Origin of the sequence: Blastopirellula marina DSM 3645 (assembly GCF_000153105.1) — a bacterium.
Taxonomy (GTDB): Bacteria; Planctomycetota; Planctomycetia; order Pirellulales; family Pirellulaceae; genus Blastopirellula; species Blastopirellula marina.
Genome location: NZ_CH672377.1, coordinates 247,497 through 270,265, shown reverse-complemented (window position 1 = coordinate 270,265; position 22,769 = coordinate 247,497). Strand labels below are relative to the sequence as shown.

The following is a 22,769-nucleotide window of genomic DNA, read 5'->3' as shown; positions in this document are numbered from 1 at the left end:
CCGCGGGCTAGTGTCTGGGTTGGCGACGGTGGTTTTAGGGTCGAAAACTCTGCGAACCCAGGCGAACTGCGAGCTTCAGGCGACGCTTTCACGTTGGCGCCGCCGGCGACTCGGTCTTGACGCCGCTTGCGCAGCGCTTCTATATTCACGGTTTGGACTCTAAATCTAAGCGTCGGTTACTGTTAAGTAGCCTTCCACCTTCCTTTGGCCCCCAGACCCCTGCAACTTCGTCATGAAAAGCGAACGCCGCCACGAACTTCAGAAAAACGAGCTGGAGCAAGTTCTCGAAAAGGGGATGGAGCAGATGGGGCCGCAGGCCAAGATCCTGGCCGGCGTCGCGATTGCCGTGGTCGTCGCGGTCCTGGCGGTGATGTGGTTCCAGTGGCAGAGCAAGATTGCCCGGGCCAGCGGTTGGGGAGAGCTGTTCACCGCTTCGGCGATGATGTCGCAGCAGGATGGCAAAATGACGCCGGCTCTGGAAGCCGTCGGCAGCGCCTATCAGGGACGTCCGGCCGGCGCTTGGGCCGAGCTGTTCCTGGGCTATGATCTGTATCGCCAAGGGTTGGAAAAGAATTTCACGCAGCCTGACGACGCCAAGCTCGACCTGGAGCGATCGATTAAAGCGTTCCAGAACGCCGAAAAATCGGCGAACGTGCCTGAACTGAAACAACGCGCCCTGTGGGGCATCGGTCAGTCGAGCGAAGTAATTGCGACCGACGAAAGCCTGAAAACCGCGATCTCGACTTACGAGAAGCTTTCGACCCAATGGCCCGACTCGCCGTTTGGCGAATGGGCGGCCGAGCGTCTGGAAACGCTCCAAGACAAAAACGTCGAACAGTTCTATACCTGGTACCGTGAGCAAGATTTTGCTCCCAAGGCGTCGCCGACTTCCGGCATCTTCAACCAAGACTTGCCGAGTGATCCGAACCTGAGCTTGCCGTCGCGCGACGCGCTGACCCGACCTGGGGACGCCGGCGGGATGGACTCGTCGATCAACTTGCTGCCTTCTTCGGGACTGCCGCAGCCGGGCGAAGGAGATCTGATGCCGCAGCCAGAAACTCCGGCGACTGACGCGCCAGCCGAATCATCGGCGCCGAGCGCTCCGCCGACCGCCGAAGAAAAGTCGGCCGCCGAGAAACCAGCCGCGCCTGCTGCCGAAGACAAACCGGCTGCCGAAGCCCCCAAGGCCGAGCCGGCCAAGGAAGCTCCAGCGAAGTCGGAAGCAAAGCCGGCCGCCGAAGCTCCGGAAGCGACCGAGCCCGCCGCCGCTGAACCGGCCAAAGAAGAAGCGCCCGCCGCTGAGTCAGGCGAATAGTCGCAGACCGAATGTCCGATCCTGACCAAACGACGCACGAAACCGTCATCAACGCCGAGCAAGCAGGGCGACGCGTCGACCAGTTCATCGCGTTGATGCTTGAAGGCGTCAGCCGCGGTCAAATCCGCAAAGCGATCGACGCCGGACTGGTGACCATCGACGGCGAACCTTGCAAACCGGCCCACAAGCTGAGCGCCGGAGAGCAGCTGATCGTCAAACCGATCGCCGCTTATTCCGACGAGCAGATCGGGGTGAACGTCCATCTCGACATTATCTACCAGGATGACCGGATTGCGGTCATTAACAAGCCGGCCGGCATGATTACCCATCCGGCCAAAGGGCACTGGAAGGGAACGCTGACCGAAGGGCTGAAAGGTCAATTCCCGCAGCTCAGCACCATCGGCGGACCGACGCGCCCCGGCATCGTGCATCGGTTAGACCGTGATACCAGCGGCGTGATCGTGATCGCCAAAGATGACGCGGCGCATGAGTTTCTCAAAACGCAGTTCCAAGATCGCCTGACCGAAAAAGAATATTTCGCGATGGTGATCGGAGCGCCCGACCGTGATCGCGACCTGATTAACGAACCGGTTGGCCCGCACCCGAAAATTCGTGAGCGGATGGCGATTCGCCGCGGCGATGACGAAGGGAAAGACGCCCAGACCTTCTACGAAGTGCTGGAACGCTACCAAGGTTTCGCCGCGATCAAGGCGCTGCCGAAAACTGGCCGCACCCATCAAATCCGCGTTCACCTGATGCACGCTGGTCACCCGGTCCTCTGCGACCCGCTCTACGGCAGTCGCCGCTTCTTATCACTAGGCGAACTGCAACACGACGACGATCGCACCGTCTTACTAAACCGCACCGCGCTGCACGCCCATCGCATCGCGATCGCGCATCCCGATGACGGCGAGATCCGCGAGTTCATCGCACCGCTGCCAGCCGATCTAGAGCGTACGCAGAACATGCTGCGTCAGTTGCGCCCGGCGCGGTAGAAGTCGTTCAAACTTCCGGTAACGGGCACCATGGCCACGGCCTTGCGTGGCCATGAATGCGGTCGGCATTTGCACAGAGGAGTGACCTGTTCAGGACGATTCCATTCCAACTTCTTCAATAAGGTCCGTAATCAAACGGAACACTCGCGCCCAATCATGGCCACGCAAGGCCGTGGCCATGGCGCCCAAGGTTAATAAATGTGCGTGGTGTCTTTCTTATCGCCACAGACCAGAAGTCGTCACGTCATCCAGGTTTGTCAAAGTTGGCACACTTTCCCGATTCAACTGGATCGGCCCGTCCGCTCCTGATTCCCACGCCGCACAACTCGACCATGGCCAGTCGATTGCACGAAGGACGAGACTGCGGCGGACAGGATTCTCGTGGACGTACCGCATTTTTTCATGAACGTCGCGAGTCGACCGCAGATTGCGATCATATCCCGGGCCGCGTTGCCAGAAGCGATGACTTCGCTTGCCGTTGGGCTGGACATCTTCGATCTGGGACAAAAACTGGGGAGCGTTTTGCTGGAGCCAGAATAGGGCCCGCTTCGCGACCGATTGTTTGATCGTGGATAGAATTGCGGCGATCTTCGAGTGGGCATGCGGCAGAATGATCAGATGAACATGCTCTGGCATGATGACATAGGCCCACAGATCGAAACCGTTCTTCTCGCGACTGATTTCGATCGCGTCAATCAAGTACTGACAAGTTCTGGGTCGGCTAAGCAGCGGCAAACGGCGAAAGCAGGAAAACGTGAGAAAGTGGGCCTCTCTTGTGTGATCGAAGTGTCGGATTGTTTTGCGATGGGGAGTTTCCATGCATGCAGTATCTCGGGTGAGATCCATGCTTGCAACAATTTCCTGTCGCATTTACGACCCTAAAAACTCGGGCGCCATAGCCACGGCCTTGCGCGGCCATGAATTTGCGCGGGTGTTCCGCTTGATGGCGCCCGAGCTGATCACCCTGCAGCAGATTCTATTTCCAGCGATCACCTCTGTGGGGTAAACTGAGCGCTCTTCCGTATCGTCGCGAAAGGAGTTGCCGATGTCCGTTCGTCTTGTTCTGGGATTATGCGTCTGGCTATGTTGTGCTGCGACTGTCTGGGCCGCGGAGCCGCCGAAGCTGGACGATCTGCTGGCGAGGATGCCGGTTCTTTCCACGAACAACGAGGACGTTCAGAGTTGCGAAGTCATTTATTCGATATCGCAGTTGGGTCCGTTTTCGTTTTGTTCTCATGTCGCTTGGGATCGAAAGCAAGGGCCTGACGCAGTCGGCGCCGTGATCATTGATCCAGTCGGCGACGTCCCGATCGGTATTTTTAGTCGCGGCGAAGCGTTCCTCTACGACATCATCGGTCAGCGTGGTATCAGGGAGGACGGATCTTGGCCCAGTTTGCAACTAGCGATTGACGAACAGAAGAAACGTTTCACCATTGGATATGGTTTGACGTTTGGGAAAAAAAGGGATGCGTCGAAAGAGCTTGTGAAGTTCGACTGTGCGTCTTTCTTGAAGAACTGTCAGAACCCTCAGTGGACCGAAATCGGAGAGAACACGTGGGAATTGAGGGCGGATTCCGAGACAGGGAAGTCCTTTCTCGTTTGTGGTTTTGATACGACGTCCGACTATCCATTGAAAACGATGATCATGCGAGATTCGTCAGAGGATAAACAGTTTATCGAGATCCAAGTGGTGGCCGTTAATGAGCCTGTCAATGAGCTGCTGTTAACGTTTCCCGCAGAGATTGAGTTTCCCGATACGTTGCCGCTGCTGAGTCAAAAAGAAGCGAGCGAGGGGAACTTGTTAAAAAAAATGACCGACATGCTGCATATGATGTTCGCCCCGATGGCGCTGCACAATCAAGATGCACGCAAGGCGCTTCCCGTTTTCGGTGACGTGGATTGGGACGCCGCCGAATTGAAATATGCCGAGATGACGCCGGCCCTCAAGCGGTTGGCGCCGGAAGCTCGGGCTGCGGCGATGAAATAGCCGCGCCGCTCGAAGTTCGGTGGGTTATGCGAACGATCCAAGCTTCATGTTTAAAAGAAGCATAAATCGATTGCTGCAGCCATTTATTGCCGACCGCATTCATGGCCACGCAAGGCCGTGGCCATGCCACCCGAGTTCTTTACACCAAAGCCGAGATTTCTCCACTCGCGACCATTGCTTCAAACTTCTCCATCTCGACCTGGCTGCCGACGACCATCGGCGTGCGCTGGTGGATGCTGGTTGGTTCGATTTCTAGCAGGCGGCCCGTTCCGTCGGACGCTTTGCCGCCGGCTTGTTCGCAGAGGAACGCGATCGGGAACGCTTCGTAGAGGATGCGGAGTTTGCCTTCGGGATTTTCGGCCGTGGGCGGGTAGAGGAAGACGCCTCCTTTGAGCATGGTGCGGTGGAAGTCGGAGACCATCGAGCCGATGTAGCGCGAACTGTAGGGGTAGCTAAGTTCGCCGTCGCGAAGCAGTTGAAGATAGTCGGCGTAGCCCGGCGGGAAGCTCGCGGCGTACGCTTCGTTGACCGAATAATATTTTCCCTGTTTCGGCATCTTAATATTCGGATGGCTTAAAACGAAGGCGCCGATCGACGGATCAAGCGTAAAGCCGTGCACGCCGAAACCGACGCTATAGACCAGCATCGTCGACGAGCCGTAAACGACATACCCGGCGGCGACTTGCTTGGTGCCGGGTTGCAGCAACCAACGCTCCGGCTCATCGCAAGTCGCGCCTTCTGGGCGACGCATGATTGAGAAGGTCGTGCCGACGCTGACGTTGACATCGATATTGGACGAGCCGTCGAGCGGATCGAAGACAACCGCGTATTTGGCGCCGTCGCTGCAGTGGCCGACGATTTTTGGATGCTCGTTTTCTTCGGACGCTAATACGCCGACGCTGGCCCGCGTGCTGAGACAGTGGAGCAGCACTTCATTCGCATAGACGTCCAGCTTTTGCTGGACTTCGCCTTGGACGTTGACGTCTCCGGCGGCGCCGACGATGTCGGTCAAACCGGCCGAGCGAACTTTGGCGCCGATCATCTTGGTCGAGAGCGTGATCGCCGAGAGGAGCCACGAGAACTCGCCCGACGCGTGAGGGAAACGGCGTTGTTCTTGCAGGATGTGCTGCTGAACCGTTGTGATCATCGGTCTTCCTTGAGGGTGCGCGCTGCCCAAAATTTGGGCGAATTAAAGCCAAAATTGACTGCTTTTAGAATAACGCAATCAGTATGCCAAAAACAGCTTTGCGGCCGAAATCTTAACCATCCGCTGGCGACTGGGGCGTATGCGCGACCGGTTGGCGTCTCTGCGCTGACCAATGCGCGGGTATTGAGGTTGCGTTTGTTGCAATTCACTTGGCTCGAAAAAACGCAACTTCAAAGCTCACGCTTCGGGTTACGAAGCGAGGAGTATCCCTGTTACTTCCCGATCTCTTCTAGGTTCACGCCGGAGGTTTCGATTCGGTAGATCCATGTCACGGCGGCGCCGATTAGCGAGGTGACTACCAGGACATAGAGGAGGTAGCGCACGCCGATGTCGGCGAGCAAGATCGGGAAGAGGAACGCGGTTAAGACGGCGCCAATTTTGGCGAACGACGCGGCGACGCCGGCGCCTTTGCCGCGGATGTTGATGGGGAAGACTTCGCCGGCGATGAGATACGTTTGGGCGTTCGGGCCGAGGTTGGTCATAAAGCTGAAGAGCATGAAGCCTGCGAAGATGAAATAGAGCTTGGCCGGATCGGCGAAGTCGACCGAGAGCGAGGCCAAAAACAGGCCGATCGCGCAGCCGATAAAGCCGAAGACTTGCAGCTTGATCCGACCAACGCGGTCCGCCAACAGCACCGCGCCCAGGATGCCAAAAATGAGCAGCAGGTCGATGATGACGGCGCCTTTGGCGGCGAGCATGTCGTTTTGCACGATGTCGGCGACCGCGGTCGCGTGCTCTTTCTGGTGGCCCACAGCGGCGGCCAGGATGGTGGGGGTGAAAATGCCGATGCCGTAGGTGCCCAGGTCTTGCAGGAACCAGGGGACCGAGGCGAGGATCGTGGCGCGGCGGTTCTTGCTTGACCAGAGTTCGCGATAGCCGCGGCGGCTTTCGGCTTGCTCGGCCTCGGCTATTTCTTCGGCTCGATCGAGCGCAACCTGTTGGGGATAGGTTGGCTGCCGCTGCAAAAGGCGGAGCGTTTCTCGCTCGGCGGCTTCGTACTTGCCGCAAGCGACAAGCCAATGGGCGCTCTCGGTGATGGTCAATCGGACCAGCGTGACCAGCACCGCGGGAATGATCGCGGTCGCGTACATCCAGCGCCATGCGCCGATGCTTGGATTTTCGTAGAGAATCAAAAAGCCGATGCCGGCGCCAAAAAGTGCGCCGGCCGCTTGAAAGCCGAAGGCGCCCAAGACAAACTTGCCGCGCGCATTGCTGGGCATGCTTTCGGAAATGATCAGATGGGCCGTCGGATAATCGCAGCCGAGCGCCGCGCCGAGACCAAACAGACAAACGACCAGGAAGGGAAAATTGGGGCTGAAGGTGACCGCGACCAGGAACGCGGTGAAGATCGCCATTTCGACGATGAACATCGGCTTGCGGCCGAACCGATCCGCAAGACCCCCCAGCGCCGTCGCCCCCATCAAAATGCCGAGCAGACTCGCAGCGCCGACAATCCCATGAGCGGCAGGGCCGAGCGAAAATTCGGCCGCCAACAGCGGCAGAGCGACGCCGGTCATGAAGACGACCAGCCCTTCAAAAAACTTCCCCGCCGCGGCGAGCCACCAGATGCGCCATTGCATCGGCGTTAGCGGCGTCGAGGTCGTTGCGGTGCCGTCTGACCAGACAGGCGCTTCGTCGATATATTGCTGGACCGTCTTGCCGACAGGTTCCAACGGGGCGTCGCGCGACGCTGTCATGGAAGTGGCTCCTAGGGGGGCGGCATTTCGAGTGCGGCGCAGGCGCTGCAGCGCTGGCGAAAATCTTCACGAGCGGTGAAGTTATTCTCGGCAGATGAAGAGGAGCGATCTAGTCCAAAGAGAAGATACGGGCTGGAGGGCCCGCGACGCGCATAAAATTAATATTTCGACGGCATTCGTCGCCAGGAAGAAGTGCGACGAATGCCCGCGCTGATAGACGATCTCGCTCCAGCGCTGATCGCCTACAAGACCAATCAGGAAAGCCGCAGCAAATCCAGGAAAAAACGCCCAAAACCTTACGGCCGCCGGAGAGCGCAGCACCGATAAAGTTGTGACTTTGAGAAGTGAAACAGTTCGAGTTGAAGTAAAAGCGTGAACGGCGTGGAGCGCCACTCGGCGTTAATCCGTTAACTCGAAATCAAACACATTGTTACCGTCGACAACATCGACCGAAAGCTCGGTCTCTTTATTGTATTTCGACGGCACTTTTTCTAGCTTGTTCGCTAGTTCTGGGGTCTCGTACGCCGTGCTGATTTCCACACGATATGTTCCTGGTGGCGTTCCCGTCACCGAAACGGTATATGCCAATACGTAGTGACCAGCGTCGTCAGTAATGCCTGCGGCTGGTCTTCCCGCCTTGGGAAAGAGCATGACCCGAGCGTTAGGCAGCGGGGCGCCGTTGAGTGTGACAGTCCCTTCTACGGGCATTGCCCCATATTTTGGGCCGCCGCAACCGATGCTGGCGAGAAGGCAGCCAAGCATCAGGCATGAAAGCGTGCTGGCGGTCGGCTGACGGCGCAGCGGCGATCGATCGTTATAGGTTGGAGTTTTCATGTTCCTTAATAGGCTCCAATCGCCAAGCCGTCTTGGCTATTGCCCAGACGCTGGTAAGTGCTCATATCTGCCCCGGTATCGTTCGTAGCGTCAATGGTTTCCGGGATAAAATGAACCGAAGCGTCGCAGAAGACGAACATCGTTCCACCGGGGTGAAGGCTGCCAAAACAGTTGCTGTTCGTTCCGTTGATCAAGCCGTATGTCGTATCGGTGCTGCTGAGCGTGTAATGGCGATTGGTGCTTCCGCCGGAGGAATCCGTCGAGGCGGCCCAGTTTGACCCGCGATGAAAGAAATAGTCGCGTTCCCCCACCATAATCGTATTGCTGGTCCCATCGAGAATGTCACGAAGCTTTACGTTGCTTCCGGGCCACAAAACTCCATTCCCCTTCGTGTTCGTCGCAGTGGCTCCACCATCATTGCCCATCGACCCGATGTAATTGCTCAGTGCGAGATCCTGGGTCTTGGTGCGACCGCTTCCTGGTCCATAGAGTGGGGCCGCTTTGTCATTGAGATCCGGAGCAGAATCGGAAGGGCAACGAAAACCAGAAATGACGGTGCGAGCAGCCGCCAGAATGGCCGCGTCATCGAAATCGGTCCTGTTACTGGTCTTGTCCAATGCCTCAAAGACGTTGGTTTGTTCGATAAAGGGCAAGATGGCTGCTCCCCAACTCCAGCCCAGCTTGTTGTTAAAGCCTGGGGGAAAGGCATTTTGCACATCATGGTAGTTGTGCATCGCCAAGCCAATCTGTTTGAGATTGTTCGTGCACTGAGAACGGCGTGCGGCCTCGCGAGCCTGCTGAACTGCAGGAAGCAAAAGTGCGATTAACACGCCGATAATCGCAATTACAACTAATAGCTCAACCAGGGTAAATCCAGCTGCCAAGCAGTAGCGATTGCGTTTCATGACAGAAGGTCCTATTCAGTAAAATCAGGGGGGTTAGGAATAGATTTTTTATTTTACAATTTACCCGGCCTTTTGCAATCGAACTTTTAATCGACGGGGGGGCGGCGTTTCAAACCCCTGTTCCTCCGGCTCCGACTGGCTTCAGGCAGTCTCTTGGTACCGTGTGCGGCGAAAGTACCCCAAGTTTTGTACGTTGGGCGGGAGCGTTCCAGCGTGGGGTCATTCGCCAAGGTCGCACGCTCAGAACGAGCAGTGATAGGCGTGATAGAGCAACACGAGACGTGACCCCCCCAGCTTTGCTTTGCGATCGACTCTGGGCGTGACGCCTGCCGCCGTTATTCCCGAAAGAGGCCTCACCCATCCACCGGCGTCTGCGGAGTCGGCAGCACCAGTTGATAGTAGCCGGCGTCCAACCAACCGCCGAACTTGAACCCCGCTTCGCGCATCACGCCGGCCAAGACAAACCCATGCTTAAGATGCAGCGCGACGCTGGCCTGGTTCGCCTGATCGATGACGCCGATCAGGCAGTGGAGATCTTTCGCGGTTGCTTGGGCGATCATCTCTTGCAGCAGGACGCCGCCGAGGCCTTGGCCGCGGAAGTCTTGCTGGATGTAGATCGAATGTTCGGCCGTGTACTTGTAGCCCGGCTGCGGGCGAAAGGGGCCCATCGTCGCGAACCCCATCAAGCGGCCATCGTCCGCTTCGGCGCCGATCACGGGCCAATCGCCGGCGGCTTTGTGGGCGAACCAGGTTTCGATCGTCGCCGCGGTTCGCGGGACGTATTCGTACAACGACGAGGAGTTGGCGATCTCATGATTGAAGATCGCCAGGATCGCCGACCCATGTTTCTCAAGAGAGCAGGGGACCAGTTGCATACGGAAGGCGCCTGTTAGCTTTTCCGCTGCGGCGGCGTCGGTTTGTTCAGATCAAAATGAGCCGGCACTTCGAGTCCAGCCGCCCAGTAGATGCTGTTGAGCAGCAGACGCTGGAACGCGCGTTGCTGGAATTCGACTTTGTGCCCGAGCGACGTGTAGAACGACCAGCCCCCATCCGCGCGACGGAAAGTCCACGCGACCGGTTCGGCCGGTTTCCCGGCGACGGTTCCGGTCAACAGCGTCGTAGCGCCGGCGGCCAGCGGAGCAGCTTGATAGAGGGAACCGTTTTGGGTGAACGGCTCGCGTGAGACGCCGCGCAAGATCGGATGCTTCTGGTTGGCTTCGACCGTTTCGATCGTCGATTTCAGATTATTGGCGTAATGGTTGCTGTAGTTGCCGCCCCAGACTTCCTGGTCAAACTCTTCCCAAGTTTTGGTCCCGGCCGGGGGCTGTTTGCCGCGCAGTCCAAATGCATGACTCGCCGTGCGAATGCCGACCATCGGTTTGCCGGCGGCGACATACTTTTTCAGCGCTTCCATCTGTTCGGGCGGCAAGGCGCGGCGGCGCACGCTGATTAGCAGCACGTCGGCCGTGGCCAACGCTTTTTCTAAGCCAGGGATATCGTTGGGATCGGTCTCGCTGCCGTAGAGATAGCTGACGCGAAAGTCTCGCCCGAGAAAGTCGCCCCCAAATTGCGGCAGAGTTTGGGCCGTTTCGTATTCCCCTTCGGCCATCACCATGACCACGTGCGGTCGCGTGTCTGCGGCGAAGGCGAACTCTTCGCCTCCCAGGATTTGGTTGCTGGAGACGGTCGGACAGACATGCTTTTCGATATGCGAAACGATCAGGTCGGTGCCGGTAAAGTGATTGACGTACGGCCATGAGGCTGGGTTGTACATCGTGTCGGTCAGGTCACGCATCAAGACGACGTTCTTGCCGTTCTTCGCGAGCTGTCGCAAGCCGAACGGGCGACCGAGGACGCACATGTTGGTATGCACGCCGGTCAGGATGACGTTGTCGATGTTGCGAGCGGCGAGGATGCTCCAGACTTCGTCTCCCTGGTCGCTGATGTAGTCGCGAGCCGGATCGATCGGCAGCAGGTCGGTTTGCTTGATCCAAGGTCGCGCCGGATTTCGCTTTTGGGCGGTTAAGCTGGCTTTCCACGCGGCGCGCTGTTGGGCGTCGTCATCGTTGCCGCCGTCGGCTTGATCAACGGGATAGACTCCGTTTTCTTCCGCCGGAATCTGATGACACCACTGGTTGATGTCGGCAGGAATATCGCCCGCTTTCGGCGTTTGCTCGGCCCGCAGGCGAGCTGGATGCTCGGCGTAGTTCGCCATGCAACCGCTGGGAGCGTGAATGATGGTCACGCCTTGGTCGCGGGCTTGCTTCAGTAGATCGTTCAGCCGCGGCGCGAACTCTTGACCACGCAGCACCGCGTTCTGACAAGTGTGCAGGTCCCACATGTCGCAGACGATGATCGCCGTCTGCTCCGGTTTCCACCGCTCATCATGCGTCTGTGGGTGATAGAGGCCGCTATCGGGCTTCGTCTCTTGTTGAGAGCGAAGTTTCATCTGCAGATCGCCGCCGAGCAGCGGAGCGACTAGCAGTGACAGGGTGAACAGCGAGAGCGCGAACAAAGAGCCAGCAAGACGTTTGATGGGCAAGATCATACGTTGTATCCAAAGCGGGAGAGGGGGGAGGCGGGACCCGATCCAATGTAGCCGAAGTCGAGGCCGAGGGGAAATATTTCGTGGTATCGGGCGATAGCTTTGATTTGTACCACGGCGAAACGGCGCAAGATTAAAAGACATTCACGTTTATTTACGTGTAACCGTGCGTGGTGTTTACTGGGATTTGTCGTTGCACTTGCCCACCGAGAATTGCATCCAGCCCCCCCCCAGGCGCCACCCCATCATGCTTCGTTCCTGTCTTGCGCTGCTGTGCGCAGCGGCCTGTTTTTGTAGTCTTCCCCGACCGGTTTTTGCGCAACTTGGGCCTTACAACCCCTACGCCAAACCAATGGATGACACTCCGCCGGTCGCGGCCGATGGAACGTTGCATTGGCCGGTCTTCTATCGCTCGGCCAAGATGGAGTTGAAGTATGAAAACCTCCACAACTTGGGCGCATGTCTGGGGACCAACAAGTCGGTCACCGTTCCGGTCGAGAAGAACAAGCTGAACATCGACACGTTGCCTGAGGTATCGGTCAGCGGTCGCGTGGTTCAAGTCGGCAAGAGCAGCGTGCTGCTGCAACAGGCCGACGGCAAGATTGACATGATTGTGACGCATCCGGCCGGCGTTTCACGCGTCGACGTGACCGGCGATGTGCCGGCCGCTTGGTTGAAGTCCGGCATGTTGGTTCGCTTTCTCGGCCAGGTCGACTCCCATGGGCATGGCGCCGAGCCGCTTGATGCGATCGACGTGATGAGCGCTCCCGGCGATTTTGCGCCGCCGGAAGTGGAGCCAGGCCATCGCCAAAACATCACCGCGGTGGTGAAGAGCTTGCACGGGAAGACCTTGGTCGTGACCACGCTCAACGGATCGCTCCGCAAGTTAACCTTCACCCTCACCAGCGACGCGATCGCACATCTGATGACGAAAGAGTTGGGGTTCACCTCGCTCGGCGACGAACTGACCGCCAAAGGGCATCTCTACACCGTCGCCGGCGCCAAACCTGATCGCTGCGTCTTTGCGTCCGACGTGATCGTCAGCAAGCAGGCGATGCCGACGGCGCCTGCGGAAGAAGTCCAGCCGGCGGCGATCTCCAACTTGTAGGGGCCGCTTCGCAGACCAGCTGTTCGAGGCTCGCACGATTTTCATTGCGTGGCCTGGCCCGCACAGTCGACCCGACGTCCAACTACTCTGGAAACAGGAACTTCACCATGTCCTTGGTCCCAATCATCCGCGTCGTGTGAAACAACTCGCCGCTGACAAACCCGGCTTGCGAGCCGATGAAGGACGCCGCGCCGCGGACGCGGTCGAAGACGTAGTCTTTCTCGGGCGGAAACTGCGTTGCGTAGCAGCGGACGCTGGAGATTTTGGTCTCGAGCGTGTCGCTGATGTCGACGACAAACGAGCCGGGCGCTTCGGGATGTTCCATCGGCTCGAAGACCAGCCGGTAGTAAAGCTGCTTGGCGATCGTATGGACCGGCAGGCCGTCGAAGTGGTCGTCCCACTTGGTCAGACGCGAGTAAAACGTCGCCGCGTCGGTGATCTGCATCGCTTGCCAATGGTCGGGCGAAGCGAGCGGCGTCTTGCCGCCAAATCCAAGCACGACATGGGGGCGATACTTACGGAACTCTTTCGCCAGCGCGACGCGCGATTCAAAGCAATCGAACAAGCGGCGATTGGGCAGCTCCAGCGTGACCCGCACGTCGACGCCCAGCACGTTGGCGGCGGCTTGCGCTTCGGCCAGACGAACCTCTGGACCCGGCGAACGGGGAGTCGGCTCGCCATCGGTCAGGTCGATAATGCCGACTTTGTAACCTTGTTGGCATAACTTGGCCAGCGTTCCCCCGCAGGCGATCTCGACATCATCGGGATGAGCGCCGACGGCGATCACGTCTAGCTGCGGATAGTCGTCAAGGTTGGTCACGCGGTTGCGGCTCCTGAAGTCAATTCAACGGGCGTCGAAGGGGCGAAGTCGGTTGTTACGACTTCACCGGTTTGATCGCGGTGATCAGGAAGGTCGGATTGAGCGACTCGAACCGATGACGTTCCAACTGGTAGGTGCTGTGAGCAATATTGATCATCGTCGCGCGGGCTTCGCCGGCCAAGCGTTGCAGCAGCTCATGCACTTCGTGCAGGTTCTCGATGCTGCCGATGTTCAGCACGATCCGCCCGCCGGGTTTCAGACGCGCAAAGGCCGGTTCGATGATGCCGCGAACATGGCGACCCGCGCCGCCGATGAAGATGCAGTCAGGATCGGGGATATCTTCCCACGCTTCCGGCGCTTTACCCAAGATCGGCGTCAGATTAGTGACCCCAAACGTGTCGGCGTTCGACTTGATCAGGCCGTGATCTTCTGGATCCATTTCGATCGCGTATACCGCGCCTTCGGCGGCGATCATCGCCGCTTCAATCGAAACCGATCCGCTGCCGGCGCCGACATCCCAAACAATGCTGGTCGGCCCGAGATCCAATTGCGAAAGTGCGATCGAGCGCGTCTCGGCCGAAGTGAGCAGGCCTCGCTTTGGCTTGGATTGCAGGAAGACTTCGTCTGGGTTGCCGAAGAGTCGCTTGCCGACCAGTGCGATCGGTCGATCAGGGACGCCGGGCTTGCGAACCAGGATCATGACGTTCAGCAGGCCAAATTGCTGCTCGGCGATTTCGGCCAGTTCGCCTTGGGTGACCCGTTCGTTGGGGGATCCCAGGTTTTCGCAGACATAGGCCGAGAAATAATCGAGCTTGAGCGCGAGCAGCGCTTTCGCCACCGCGGCCGGCGTGTGCTCGTCGGTGGTGAACAGCCCAACCTTCTCTGCAAGCCGAGCATTTTGCACGACCCGTTCTAGCGACTGCGTCGCCAAGTTGGCCAAGTACGCTTCGTCCCAGCTTTCTTTCACCCGCGCAAAGGCCAACTGCATGCTGCTGACGTGCGGCAGGACTTCAAAATGTTCTTTGCCGATCACGTCGCACAAGTAGCGAGCGACGCCGTAGAACAACGGATCGCCGCTGGTCAACACGACAATATTCTTGCCGGAAGAGGCTTTGACCCGCTCGACGATTGCGTTTAAGTCGGCGCCGACCGGCAGTTTTTCGGCCTGTACCGAATCGACGTAGGTCAGTGCTTGGGGATTGCCAATGATCAGGTCGGCCGCGCCGATGCGCTGGGTCGCCTGAGCGGTGAGTCCGTCAAAACCATCGTCGCCGATGCCGATAATATGAATCTTGGCCGCTGAGTTCACGCCGCCCTCACGTCGCTTGGGGATGCAATAGAATCCTCCGATTTTAAGAGATCCGCCGCGATGCGGAAAGCTGGCGCAAAGGATTGATCGGGGGAACCTTTGGCGTTAGAACCTGAGTTTTGCTGACATTTTCTCCTTCCATGCATCTCCTCGTCCCCCGAGCCTGCCCGTTATGCCTACGATCGTCGTGACCGCGTCTCATTTTTTAGCGACCAGTTGGCCCTATTACGAGTTGCTGACAGCGGCTGGATTTGAGGTCCGCTTCGCCGACTTGTCAAAGTCGCTGTGGGAACCGGACCATTTGGTCGCAGCACTGGATGGAGCCGCAGGAGTGATCTGCAGCACCGAGCCTTACACGGCCGAAGTGCTAAGCCGGACGCAAGTGCGTGTCGTTTCGCGTGTCGGCGTCGGTTATGACTCGGTCAACGTTCCCGCCGCGACCGAGCAAAACATTGCCGTCTGCCGCACGCCGGGCACGCTGCACCAATCGGTTGTCGAACATACGATCGGCATGATCTTGGCGATCTATCGCAACGTGATCTCGCAAAACAAGCAGGTCCGCGCTGGCGACTGGGATCGCACCGCCGGTCCCCGAGCCTACGGCAAGACGCTAGGAATCATCGGCTACGGCGTGATTGGGAAAGAGGTCGCGAAGGCTGCGGTTTTGCTCGGCATGCAGGTCATCGCCTACGATCCGATCGCACCGGCGGGCGGGCCAAGTGAAGTCGAACGGGTGGCGCTCGACGAAATTTGGCGCCGCAGCGATGTGGTGAGCCTGCACGCTCCCTGCACGCCGGAGACCGAGCGAATCATCAACGCACAGTCGCTGGCGCTGATGAAAGACGACGCGCTGCTGATCAACACATCGCGCGGCGGATTGGTCAACGAACCGGAACTCGCCGCCGCGATGAAGGGGGGCAAACTGCGGGGCGCGGCGCTCGACGTGTTTGAACAAGAACCGATCGACAAAGAGAACCCGCTGCTTGATGTCGACAACATCTACTTCACCGCCCACATGGCCGGACTGGATGAGCAATCGCTGTTGGACATGTCGACGATGGCGGCCCAGAACATTCTGGATTTGTATGAGGCTCGGTGGCCGGCGGCGAATGTTGTGAATGCGAATGAGTTAAATGGGTGGAAGTGGTAAAAATCTGTTGGGGTTTGTGCGGATGGATGTGCGGGCCAAGTTGCGGGACTAGAGAGACGCCGCTCGATTTTTATAGTGCGAGTCACGCGCCCCCATAGAATCCGGTCACCGCGCCATTTTGATCGATCGTGACGGTGCAAAATCCGCCGGGAGTATCCTGTTTGGGGATGATCAACACCGACCAGCCATAGTCTTCCCGTTCGACATCCGTGATTAGCTGAGCTCGGGGAATGCCGGTGCGTCGCTCTACTTCCTCCAAAGCGATGGCGGCGATGTCCAATTTGGATTCTGCGCGCTCGGTCTGCTCGTCCGTGGTTAGCGGGTCGTCATTGCTTTGGGCGGCGCATCCCAGCGTTAATAGACTGCCACAGACCAGCAAAAGAAGCAGGGACAATTCGTACCAGGCGATGGCCGATTTCGATTCGTCGGTTTGCGTGGTGGTCATGGGGCAATTTCGTTGGAGGTTTTCGACTCTGTTCCATTTATACCGCAGCGCACAAAAAAAAGCCGCGACGAGCGTCACGGCTTCTCTTGATTTGGCTTGAAGCGAGCAAACTACGCTTGGAACGAGCTGCCGCAACCGCAGGTTTTGACCGCGTTCGGGTTGTTGAACGTGAACCCATGGCGATCGACGCCGGTGTAGAAGTCGACGGTGGTGCCGTCCAAATACAGGAGGCTCTTCTTGTCGACGACGACCGGGAGACCGTGGAAGTCGTACTTGTTGTCTTTTTCATCATCGAATTCTTGCGACAGCGTAATGCTGTACGAGAATCCGCTGCAGCCGCCTCCGGCGATGCCCAAACGGAGCATAGTGCCCGGATCATGCTTTTGATCGGTGATGATGCGTTTGACTTCGTTGGCCGCATTTTCGGTAATTTCAACCGCCATCGATATCTGCTCCTCAAACTGTTTTGGGGAAATAACTTTTCACATATTGTGATGTCTAAATTATACGAAACGCCGCCAAAAAGAAAGTCCGGCGCCCGTATTCGCTGCCTGATCCGGCCTGTTTTACGGCAAATCAGGTCGGTTTGACCATTTTCCGCAGCCGCGTCACTGCCGCCGCAACGTGGGTCACGGCAAACTCAATATCGTCAGCGGTGTTAAATCGGCCAAGACCAAATCGCAAACTGCTCCGCGTTGCGTCCTCGGACAGGCCGATCGCCTGCAGCACATGGCTTGGTTCTGGATTGGCCGAAGTGCAGGCGCTGCCAGAAGATACGGCGATCTCGCGGACGTTCATCATCAGCGCTTCGCCGTCGACGCCGGCCAGCGAAACGTTCAAATTGCCGGCAAGTCGCAGCGGCGGCGTGCAGAGCGGGCCGTTGAGGGTCACCCCCTCGATCGCCGTTTGCAGCCCGACCAGCAGTTGATCGCGGAGCGCCGCTTGCCGGGGAATTTCGGTCGTGATTTCGGCCAAACAAAGTTGCAAGGCGCTGGTCATGCCGATGATGCCGGGGACATTTAGCGTTCCGCTGCGAACTCCGCGTTCTTGGCCCCCGCCGTCGATTTGCGGTTCTAGTCGGATTCGTTTTCCGCTCCGGCGTACGTAAAGCGCTCCACAGCCTTTGGGGCCATAGAACTTGTGGGCGGTGAAGCTGGCCAAGTCGACGCCGAGCGCGTCGAAGTCGAGCGGGATCTTTCCGACCGACTGAGTCGCGTCACAGTGAAACGGGACGCCGCGCTCGCGGCAGATGCGGCCGATCTCGGCGAGGGGCTGGAGGACGCCGATCTCGTTGTTGGCGGCCATGATGGTGACGAGCGCGGTGTCGTCGCGCAGCGCATCGGCGACTTGCTGCGGGTCGATCTGGCCGGCGTGATCGGCGCCTTGCTGCTGCGGCGAGAGGAGTGTGACGTCGAATCCCTTGCGCGCCCATTTGGCCAACGGATCGAGCACCGCTTTGTGTTCGGTCGTTACGCTGACGACATGGTCGCCGCGGCGGCGACGTTGTTGCAAGACGCCGCGAATCGCCAGATTGTTGCTTTCGGTTGCGCCGCTGGTGAAGACGATTTCGTTCGCTTCGGCGCCGACCGCGGTGGCGATCGAAGTGCGCGCCTGCTCGACTGCGTCGCGGGCCGCTTCACCAAACAAATGTCCCACGCTGCCGGCGTTGCCGTATTCTTCGAGAAAGTACGGGGTCATCGCCGCGAGAACGCGCGGGTCGACGCGCGTCGTAGCGTGATTGTCGAGATAGATCGGTCGAGCGGTCAAAGTAGGATTCGCCAGCAAAGCGGACAGGTCATCCGCTTTATGCTAACCGTAGAGCGCCTGGAGGCAAATGCTCGACCAGGTTTCGCAGCGATCGAGCTCTTCCAGCAGCTGCGAAACCGGAACGAAACCGGCTTCGATGATTTCGCTTTCGCGGGGGCGAACCGCCGGCTGCACGACGCGGCAGCGATGGACGACGCCCAGGTGAACCTGGCCGACTGGGTTTTGGTCGTCGTTGATCAGGCCGACGCATTCGATCTCGTACTCGCAGCCGATCTCGACTTCTTCGTCCAGTTCGCGGCGCATCCCTTCTTCGTACGGATTGCCCGAGAGATGCTCGGCGGCGTCTTCGCTCGAGATGTGCCCGCCGACTCCGACGCTCCGTTTGCTATGCAAACGGCTTTCGCCTTGCCCTTTGCCGCGGACGTACTGAAAGACCCATGCTTCGCCATCGGCGTCGACGTACTCAAAAATGACGTAGGGGATCAACTGCTTGAAGCTGGGATCTTCTTCCATCTCGGGACGCGGACGGAAGCTGATCAGGGCCGGCTGCAGCAGATGCTTGAGATAGCGTGGAGCGTCGGGAGAGAAGCCCTGAAAATAGCCCAGATTGCGGAATTCGGCGGTGGGAACAACCAGAATATGTTCGACCTGGGCGATGCTCATGGCGACTCCTTTCGATTGAGTGGAACGACGTCTCGGACTGCTAGCAGAGTATACGCGTTTTCAGACGCGACTTCGACCCGGCGACTGTTCCCATTGCGGCCAGGCAAAACCCAAGGATGTTCAGCACGCGTGGATTCAGCAGGGCGGCTACAAGATCAACATTGCGTCGCCGTAGCTGTAGAAGCGGTACTCTTCGCGAATCGCTTCGGCGTAGGCTTCGCGCATTAGCTCTTCTCCCCCAAAGGTCCGCACCAAGATCAGCAGCGTTGATTTGGGGAGGTGAAAATTGGTCAGCAGTGCGTCGACCGCATGGAACTCGAACGGGGGACGAATGAAGAGATCGGTTTGACCGCGCCACGGCTGTAGTTCGCCGGAGCGGGCCGCTGTTTCCATCACCCGCGCTACGGTCGTACCGACGGCGATGTTGCGGCCGCCAGCGGCCTTGGTTTCGAGGATGCGCTCGACCGCTTCTTCGCGGATTTCGCCCCATTCTTTGTGCATGACATGCTCATCGAGCTGATCGACCGAAACAGGTCGGAACGTCCCGATGCCGACATGCAGCGTCACGTAGTCGACCAGCAAATCGTTGTTGGTCAGCTTTTTCAGCAGCTCGGTCGAAAAGTGAAGACCTGCGGTCGGAGCGGCGACGGCGCCGGGCTGTTCGGCGAAAACAGTTTGATACCGTTTCCAGTCGTCCGGCATCATTTCCCCTTCGCGAATGTAGTGCGGCAGGGGAACGCGTCCGACTCGTTCCAAAATTTCTAGCGTCGACTCGCTTGATTCGGGTTCGACCGCCCACATTCCGACGCCTAGACTCGCAACTAGTCGTAGCGAGATATCCTCTTTGGTCTCGCGGTTTTCGAGCGTCACCATCTCGCCGGCGGCGATCTTGCCGCGTGTTTTGGCCAAGACGAGCCAATGCCCGTTGATGTCAGACTCTAGGTACAGCCCTTGCCAGCGTCCGCCGGTCAGTGTGCGCCGGCCGACCAGCCGTGCAGGGACGACTTTGGTGTTATTCAGCACCAAATGATCCGTAGGCTGCAAAATTTCGGGCAAATCGCGGATATAGCGATGCTCGATCTGGCCCGATTTGCGATCCACCACCAAAAGCCGCGCATCCGCTCTTTTCTCTAAAGGCTCTTGCGCGATCAATTCTTTCGGTAGTCTATAGTCGTATTGTTCGATGCTGGTCATAAGGCGTGGGCTTTAAAGGCATGAGCGTCGAACAGTTCGCATGCGACGCATTTTCAATATCGTAGGCAAGCGTTGTTTTTTTTCTACCCGAGGCCGCCAGAAGAGTGACAGTGACGCCTGCAAAATCTTCAACCCACTCATCGGGACTGATTCGAGTGGCGCTTGTGATTACGGAACTCGAAGTTGGTGGCGCCGAGCGCAGTCTGGCCAATTTGGCCTGTCGGCTGGATCGGTCCGAGTTTCGCGTGACGGTGATTTCGCTCGCATCCCGTCCAGCGCCGGGCCGCGACGTGCTGGTTCGGCAGCTGGAAGAGCAGGGGATCGACGTGTTGTTTCTCCGGTGCGACTCGAAATGGCGGCTTCCGATCGCGGTTCGCCGCTTAGCCGGTGCGCTGCAAATCTTGAAGCCGCATGTGGTCCACAGCTTTCTCTTTCATGCCAATATCGCCGCCAGCATGGCGATGGGGAACCGGAGGAAAGCGAAACTCATCCACGGGCTCCGCGTTGTCGAGCAAGGTTCTTGGCGGCGCTGGCTGCAAAGCTACTATGCAAAAAAAGCAGATTTAACGCTCGCGGTTAGCCGCCGACTCAAAGAATTCGCCCAGACAGTTTTGCAGGTCAACACGCTGGTGACTCCCAACGGAATCGACCTGGCCGATTTTGACGAACAGACGATCCAGGATGTTGGGATGAAGCAGATCGATGGGCGCAAGCGGATGATCGCCGTCGGGCGGCTGGATGCGCAGAAGGGCTTTGACTGGTTGCTGAACGCGCTGCGCGATTCGCTGCTGCAAGCCGACGACTGGGAACTGCAAATCGTCGGAGCCGGCCCGCAAGAGTCGGCGTTGAAAGAACAGGCGCGCCAGCTGCATCTGGTCGATCGGGTTCAATTTTTGGGGCGCCGCGCCGACGTGCCGCAACTGCTGACCGACGCCGATCTCTTTTTGCTCTCGTCGCGCTGGGAAGGAATGCCGAATGCGATGATCGAAGCGATGGCGGCGCGGTTGCCGGTCGTTGCGACCGACGTGGAAGGGGTCGCCCAGTTATTGGGACCGCACGAAGAGACGCAGTTGTCGCCGATCGGCGACGCCGCCGAGTTCGTCAGTCGCGTCAGCGTGCTAGCAGCGGATGCGACCTTGCGCGTCGAGCTAGGCGAAGCGAACCGGGCGCGAATCGAAGCGCACTTTACGCTCGACAAGATGGTCCGCCGACACGCGAAGATCTATCGCTGCGCGGCGAAATCGCAGACCGGCATGCTAGCGTGACCCCCGCAGCGTGTTGGAAATTTTCTCCAAGATTTCTCCCGTGACGTAGCGCCCATCAGCGTCATTCTTTAAGCGTGCTATCACGCGATGCTAGCGGTCGTGCTTGCGGAAAACGCAGGTTGACCCGTTCGTAACGATTCTTACCTTTAGGCAAGTCGTCATTGGGCGACGCTGATTGAACGTCCGTCCGTTCGTCTTGTTGGGGGGAAGGATTCTCCCGGTCTGGCGAACTGCTGGCGAAGCGGCAAGTGCAGCGGCCGTCTTCGCCAACCTCGCCGATGCCGGGCGCATGGATGCGCCTGCGGCGAGGTTTTTTCTTTCTTGGGCGAATTCTCCGCTCGATGGTGGGCCGCGATAGCTTCGCTATCGGAGCGGCGCTCTCCCAAAATCAGCGGCACGGCGTTAGCCGCGGTTTCTTGTCTCCAGATTTGCGTCAACAATAAGTTCTTGCCAGAAACCGCGGCTAACGCCGTGCGGCTAATGTCGACATGCATTCCGGCTTGCGCTGCGGATACTAAAAGGAGAGGGTCATGTGTTCAGAGCGGTGATGCGGTAAGCTGACGCATGGGCAAATTGCCTGCGTTTTCCGCCGTTTTCGCTATTTCTGACTTCGCCGCACATGACTTCGACCGTTCACGTTTCTGTACTTCCCGCCGAGACGATCGAGTATCTCGATCCCCAACCGGGGCAAACCTTCGCCGATGGCACGTTGGGCGGCGGAGGACATACGCGGCAGTTGGCCGAGCGCGTGGGGGACGAAGGGTTGGTGATTGCCTGTGATCGCGACCTGGCGGCGATTGAGCGAGCCGAACAGTCGTTACGCGGCCTACCGATCAAAGTCACGCAGCGTAACTTCTGTGAGCTTCCTAGCGTGCTTCAGGACCTCGAGATCGATCTGATCGACGGGCTGCTGTTGGACCTAGGGCTTTCGAGCGATCAGTTGGCCGATCGTAATCGTGGATTCAGTTTTGATTCCGACGGGCCGCTCGATCTGCGCTTTGACGAAACCGAAGGGGACACCGCCGCCGATCTGGTGAATCTGCTCTCCGAAAAAGATCTCGCCGACGTGATCTATCAAAACGGCGAAGAGCGTCTGAGTCGCCGGATCGCCAAAAAAGTTTGCCTGCGGCGAAAAGAAAAACCGTTCTTGCTAGCAAGCGATTTGGCCGAGCTGGTCACGAGCTGTTACCCGGGCCGCGGAGCGCGTGAACGGATCCATCCGGCGACGCGAACCTTTCAAGCGCTGCGAATTGCGGTGAATCGAGAGCTCAGTTCGCTGGAGAGCATTTTGAAGTCAGCGCCCGATTTCATCCGCCCAGGCGGCAAAATCGCTGTCATCAGCTTCCATTCTTTGGAAGATCGTCGAGTAAAAGAAGCGTTTCGTGAAGATGAACGACTCGAACCGATGACCAAAAAGCCGATAATTCCTAGTGAAGAGGAGATCATGCGGAATCCTCGCAGCCGCAGCGCCAAGCTGCGCGTTGCTCGACGTGTGTAAGCATGCGAGGAATTGGGCTTGAGCCAGGACGCGGCTCACGCTAGCGTCGACTGCCGACCGTAAAA

At 58.4% G+C, this 22,769-nt stretch carries 22 protein-coding genes; 8 read left to right on the top strand and 14 right to left on the bottom strand.

The genetic code is table 11. The annotated features are described in order from the left end of the window. Nucleotides 1–232 precede the first annotated feature (232 nt). Complete coding sequence (locus DSM3645_RS28710) at nucleotides 233–1,315, top strand: hypothetical protein (protein ID WP_050769473.1); 1,083 nt, start codon at nucleotides 233–235, stop codon at nucleotides 1,313–1,315. A gap of 11 nt (nucleotides 1,316–1,326) precedes the next feature. Continuing rightward, the gene (locus DSM3645_RS20185) at nucleotides 1,327–2,310 is read left to right on the top strand and encodes an RluA family pseudouridine synthase (RefSeq protein ID WP_081444949.1); all 984 of its coding nucleotides are present in this window, start codon (nucleotides 1,327–1,329) and stop codon (nucleotides 2,308–2,310) included. A 216-nt stretch (nucleotides 2,311–2,526) separates the two neighbouring features. Here DSM3645_RS20185 and DSM3645_RS20180 read toward each other — a convergent pair whose 3' ends face one another. Then, nucleotides 2,527–3,129, bottom strand: a complete 603-nt coding sequence (locus tag DSM3645_RS20180) for an REP-associated tyrosine transposase (protein WP_237564898.1) — start codon at nucleotides 3,127–3,129, stop codon at nucleotides 2,527–2,529. 25 nt (nucleotides 3,130–3,154) lie between these two features. Here DSM3645_RS20180 and DSM3645_RS31440 point away from each other — a divergent pair, with 25 nt between their 5' ends. Both DSM3645_RS31440 and DSM3645_RS20170 read left to right on the top strand, forming a co-directional pair. After that, nucleotides 3,155–3,316 carry a hypothetical protein gene (locus tag DSM3645_RS31440; RefSeq protein WP_237564897.1) on the top strand — a complete coding sequence of 54 codons (162 nt, stop codon included), beginning with the start codon at nucleotides 3,155–3,157 and terminating at the stop codon, nucleotides 3,314–3,316. 39 nt (nucleotides 3,317–3,355) lie between these two features. Beyond that, on the top strand, nucleotides 3,356–4,297 hold the full coding sequence (locus DSM3645_RS20170) for a hypothetical protein (protein ID WP_040352874.1): 942 nt from the start codon (nucleotides 3,356–3,358) through the stop codon (nucleotides 4,295–4,297). 139 nt (nucleotides 4,298–4,436) lie between these two features. Here DSM3645_RS20170 and fbp read toward each other — a convergent pair whose 3' ends face one another. The 6 genes from fbp to DSM3645_RS29700 form a co-directional block, all read right to left on the bottom strand. After that, nucleotides 4,437–5,444 carry a class 1 fructose-bisphosphatase gene (fbp, locus tag DSM3645_RS20165; protein WP_202594996.1) on the bottom strand — a complete coding sequence of 336 codons (1,008 nt, stop codon included), beginning with the start codon at nucleotides 5,442–5,444 and terminating at the stop codon, nucleotides 4,437–4,439. A 272-nt stretch (nucleotides 5,445–5,716) separates the two neighbouring features. Next, nucleotides 5,717–7,201 (bottom strand): MFS transporter, encoded by a 1,485-nt coding sequence (locus DSM3645_RS20160; protein ID WP_040352873.1) that lies wholly within the window; start codon nucleotides 7,199–7,201, stop codon nucleotides 5,717–5,719. Nucleotides 7,202–7,600: 399 nt separating this feature from the next. Further along, nucleotides 7,601–8,035, bottom strand: coding sequence for a carboxypeptidase-like regulatory domain-containing protein (locus tag DSM3645_RS30300; RefSeq protein ID WP_131282752.1), 435 nt, complete (start codon nucleotides 8,033–8,035; stop codon nucleotides 7,601–7,603). Between the two features lie 5 nt (nucleotides 8,036–8,040). Then, nucleotides 8,041–8,940, bottom strand: coding sequence for a DUF1559 domain-containing protein (locus tag DSM3645_RS20155; RefSeq protein WP_040352872.1), 900 nt, complete (start codon nucleotides 8,938–8,940; stop codon nucleotides 8,041–8,043). 353 nt (nucleotides 8,941–9,293) lie between these two features. Further along, entirely contained in the window at nucleotides 9,294–9,815 is a 522-nt protein-coding gene (locus DSM3645_RS20150) for a GNAT family N-acetyltransferase (RefSeq protein ID WP_040352871.1), read from the bottom strand. A gap of 14 nt (nucleotides 9,816–9,829) precedes the next feature. Then, complete coding sequence (locus DSM3645_RS29700) at nucleotides 9,830–11,488, bottom strand: ThuA domain-containing protein (protein WP_081444947.1); 1,659 nt, start codon at nucleotides 11,486–11,488, stop codon at nucleotides 9,830–9,832. A gap of 244 nt (nucleotides 11,489–11,732) precedes the next feature. On the opposite strand from DSM3645_RS29700, the gene DSM3645_RS20140 reads away from it, so the two are divergent. Next, a complete protein-coding gene (locus DSM3645_RS20140) occupies nucleotides 11,733–12,593 on the top strand; it encodes a hypothetical protein (RefSeq protein ID WP_131282750.1) in 861 nt (286 codons plus the stop codon). An 82-nt stretch (nucleotides 12,594–12,675) separates the two neighbouring features. Here the strand turns inward: DSM3645_RS20140 and DSM3645_RS20135 are convergent, their stop codons facing one another. Together DSM3645_RS20135 and DSM3645_RS20130 are read right to left on the bottom strand one after the other, a co-directional pair. Then, complete coding sequence (locus DSM3645_RS20135; protein WP_040352869.1) at nucleotides 12,676–13,413, bottom strand: PIG-L family deacetylase; 738 nt, start codon at nucleotides 13,411–13,413, stop codon at nucleotides 12,676–12,678. A 55-nt stretch (nucleotides 13,414–13,468) separates the two neighbouring features. Next, nucleotides 13,469–14,722 (bottom strand): bifunctional cobalt-precorrin-7 (C(5))-methyltransferase/cobalt-precorrin-6B (C(15))-methyltransferase, encoded by a 1,254-nt coding sequence (locus DSM3645_RS20130; RefSeq protein ID WP_040352868.1) that lies wholly within the window; start codon nucleotides 14,720–14,722, stop codon nucleotides 13,469–13,471. Nucleotides 14,723–14,894: 172 nt separating this feature from the next. Here DSM3645_RS20130 and DSM3645_RS20125 point away from each other — a divergent pair, with 172 nt between their 5' ends. After that, on the top strand, nucleotides 14,895–15,872 hold the full coding sequence (locus DSM3645_RS20125; RefSeq protein ID WP_040352867.1) for a phosphoglycerate dehydrogenase: 978 nt from the start codon (nucleotides 14,895–14,897) through the stop codon (nucleotides 15,870–15,872). 82 nt (nucleotides 15,873–15,954) lie between these two features. On the opposite strand, the gene DSM3645_RS20120 is transcribed toward DSM3645_RS20125, so the two are convergent. From DSM3645_RS20120 to queA, 5 genes are all read right to left on the bottom strand, one after another. Beyond that, on the bottom strand, nucleotides 15,955–16,317 hold the full coding sequence (locus DSM3645_RS20120) for a hypothetical protein (RefSeq protein ID WP_040352866.1): 363 nt from the start codon (nucleotides 16,315–16,317) through the stop codon (nucleotides 15,955–15,957). 110 nt (nucleotides 16,318–16,427) lie between these two features. After that, on the bottom strand, nucleotides 16,428–16,760 hold the full coding sequence (locus DSM3645_RS20115) for a HesB/IscA family protein (protein ID WP_002654343.1): 333 nt from the start codon (nucleotides 16,758–16,760) through the stop codon (nucleotides 16,428–16,430). A gap of 133 nt (nucleotides 16,761–16,893) precedes the next feature. Beyond that, a complete protein-coding gene (locus DSM3645_RS20110) occupies nucleotides 16,894–18,084 on the bottom strand; it encodes a cysteine desulfurase family protein (protein WP_040352865.1) in 1,191 nt (396 codons plus the stop codon). A gap of 42 nt (nucleotides 18,085–18,126) precedes the next feature. Next, on the bottom strand, nucleotides 18,127–18,747 hold the full coding sequence (locus tag DSM3645_RS20105; protein WP_002654339.1) for an NUDIX domain-containing protein: 621 nt from the start codon (nucleotides 18,745–18,747) through the stop codon (nucleotides 18,127–18,129). Between the two features lie 147 nt (nucleotides 18,748–18,894). Further along, on the bottom strand, nucleotides 18,895–19,941 hold the full coding sequence (gene queA, locus DSM3645_RS20100; protein ID WP_002654333.1) for a tRNA preQ1(34) S-adenosylmethionine ribosyltransferase-isomerase QueA: 1,047 nt from the start codon (nucleotides 19,939–19,941) through the stop codon (nucleotides 18,895–18,897). Nucleotides 19,942–20,105: 164 nt separating this feature from the next. On the opposite strand from queA, the gene DSM3645_RS20095 reads away from it, so the two are divergent. Both DSM3645_RS20095 and rsmH read left to right on the top strand, forming a co-directional pair. Beyond that, nucleotides 20,106–21,206, top strand: a complete 1,101-nt coding sequence (locus DSM3645_RS20095; protein ID WP_040352864.1) for a glycosyltransferase — start codon at nucleotides 20,106–20,108, stop codon at nucleotides 21,204–21,206. A gap of 619 nt (nucleotides 21,207–21,825) precedes the next feature. Further along, complete coding sequence (gene rsmH, locus DSM3645_RS20085; protein ID WP_040352862.1) at nucleotides 21,826–22,704, top strand: 16S rRNA (cytosine(1402)-N(4))-methyltransferase RsmH; 879 nt, start codon at nucleotides 21,826–21,828, stop codon at nucleotides 22,702–22,704. Nucleotides 22,705–22,769: the final 65 nt, after the last annotated feature.

What these genes read in the sequence shown, in the direction of transcription:
- DSM3645_RS28710 (WP_050769473.1), top strand. Translation starts at nt 233, where the DNA reads ATGAAAAGCGAACGCCGCCACGAACTTCAGAAAAACGAGCTGGAGCAA.
- DSM3645_RS20185 (WP_081444949.1), top strand. Translation starts at nt 1,327, where the DNA reads ATGTCCGATCCTGACCAAACGACGCACGAAACCGTCATCAACGCCGAG.
- DSM3645_RS20180 (WP_237564898.1), bottom strand. Translation starts at nt 3,129, where the DNA reads ATGGAAACTCCCCATCGCAAAACAATCCGACACTTCGATCACACAAGA.
- DSM3645_RS31440 (WP_237564897.1), top strand. Translation starts at nt 3,155, where the DNA reads ATGCTTGCAACAATTTCCTGTCGCATTTACGACCCTAAAAACTCGGGC.
- DSM3645_RS20170 (WP_040352874.1), top strand. Translation starts at nt 3,356, where the DNA reads ATGTCCGTTCGTCTTGTTCTGGGATTATGCGTCTGGCTATGTTGTGCT.
- fbp (WP_202594996.1), bottom strand. Translation starts at nt 5,444, where the DNA reads ATGATCACAACGGTTCAGCAGCACATCCTGCAAGAACAACGCCGTTTC.
- DSM3645_RS20160 (WP_040352873.1), bottom strand. Translation starts at nt 7,201, where the DNA reads ATGACAGCGTCGCGCGACGCCCCGTTGGAACCTGTCGGCAAGACGGTC.
- DSM3645_RS30300 (WP_131282752.1), bottom strand. Translation starts at nt 8,035, where the DNA reads ATGAAAACTCCAACCTATAACGATCGATCGCCGCTGCGCCGTCAGCCG.
- DSM3645_RS20155 (WP_040352872.1), bottom strand. Translation starts at nt 8,940, where the DNA reads ATGAAACGCAATCGCTACTGCTTGGCAGCTGGATTTACCCTGGTTGAG.
- DSM3645_RS20150 (WP_040352871.1), bottom strand. Translation starts at nt 9,815, where the DNA reads ATGCAACTGGTCCCCTGCTCTCTTGAGAAACATGGGTCGGCGATCCTG.
- DSM3645_RS29700 (WP_081444947.1), bottom strand. Translation starts at nt 11,488, where the DNA reads ATGATCTTGCCCATCAAACGTCTTGCTGGCTCTTTGTTCGCGCTCTCG.
- DSM3645_RS20140 (WP_131282750.1), top strand. Translation starts at nt 11,733, where the DNA reads ATGCTTCGTTCCTGTCTTGCGCTGCTGTGCGCAGCGGCCTGTTTTTGT.
- DSM3645_RS20125 (WP_040352867.1), top strand. Translation starts at nt 14,895, where the DNA reads ATGCCTACGATCGTCGTGACCGCGTCTCATTTTTTAGCGACCAGTTGG.
- DSM3645_RS20120 (WP_040352866.1), bottom strand. Translation starts at nt 16,317, where the DNA reads ATGACCACCACGCAAACCGACGAATCGAAATCGGCCATCGCCTGGTAC.
- DSM3645_RS20115 (WP_002654343.1), bottom strand. Translation starts at nt 16,760, where the DNA reads ATGGCGGTTGAAATTACCGAAAATGCGGCCAACGAAGTCAAACGCATC.
- DSM3645_RS20105 (WP_002654339.1), bottom strand. Translation starts at nt 18,747, where the DNA reads ATGAGCATCGCCCAGGTCGAACATATTCTGGTTGTTCCCACCGCCGAA.
- queA (WP_002654333.1), bottom strand. Translation starts at nt 19,941, where the DNA reads ATGACCAGCATCGAACAATACGACTATAGACTACCGAAAGAATTGATC.
- rsmH (WP_040352862.1), top strand. Translation starts at nt 21,826, where the DNA reads ATGACTTCGACCGTTCACGTTTCTGTACTTCCCGCCGAGACGATCGAG.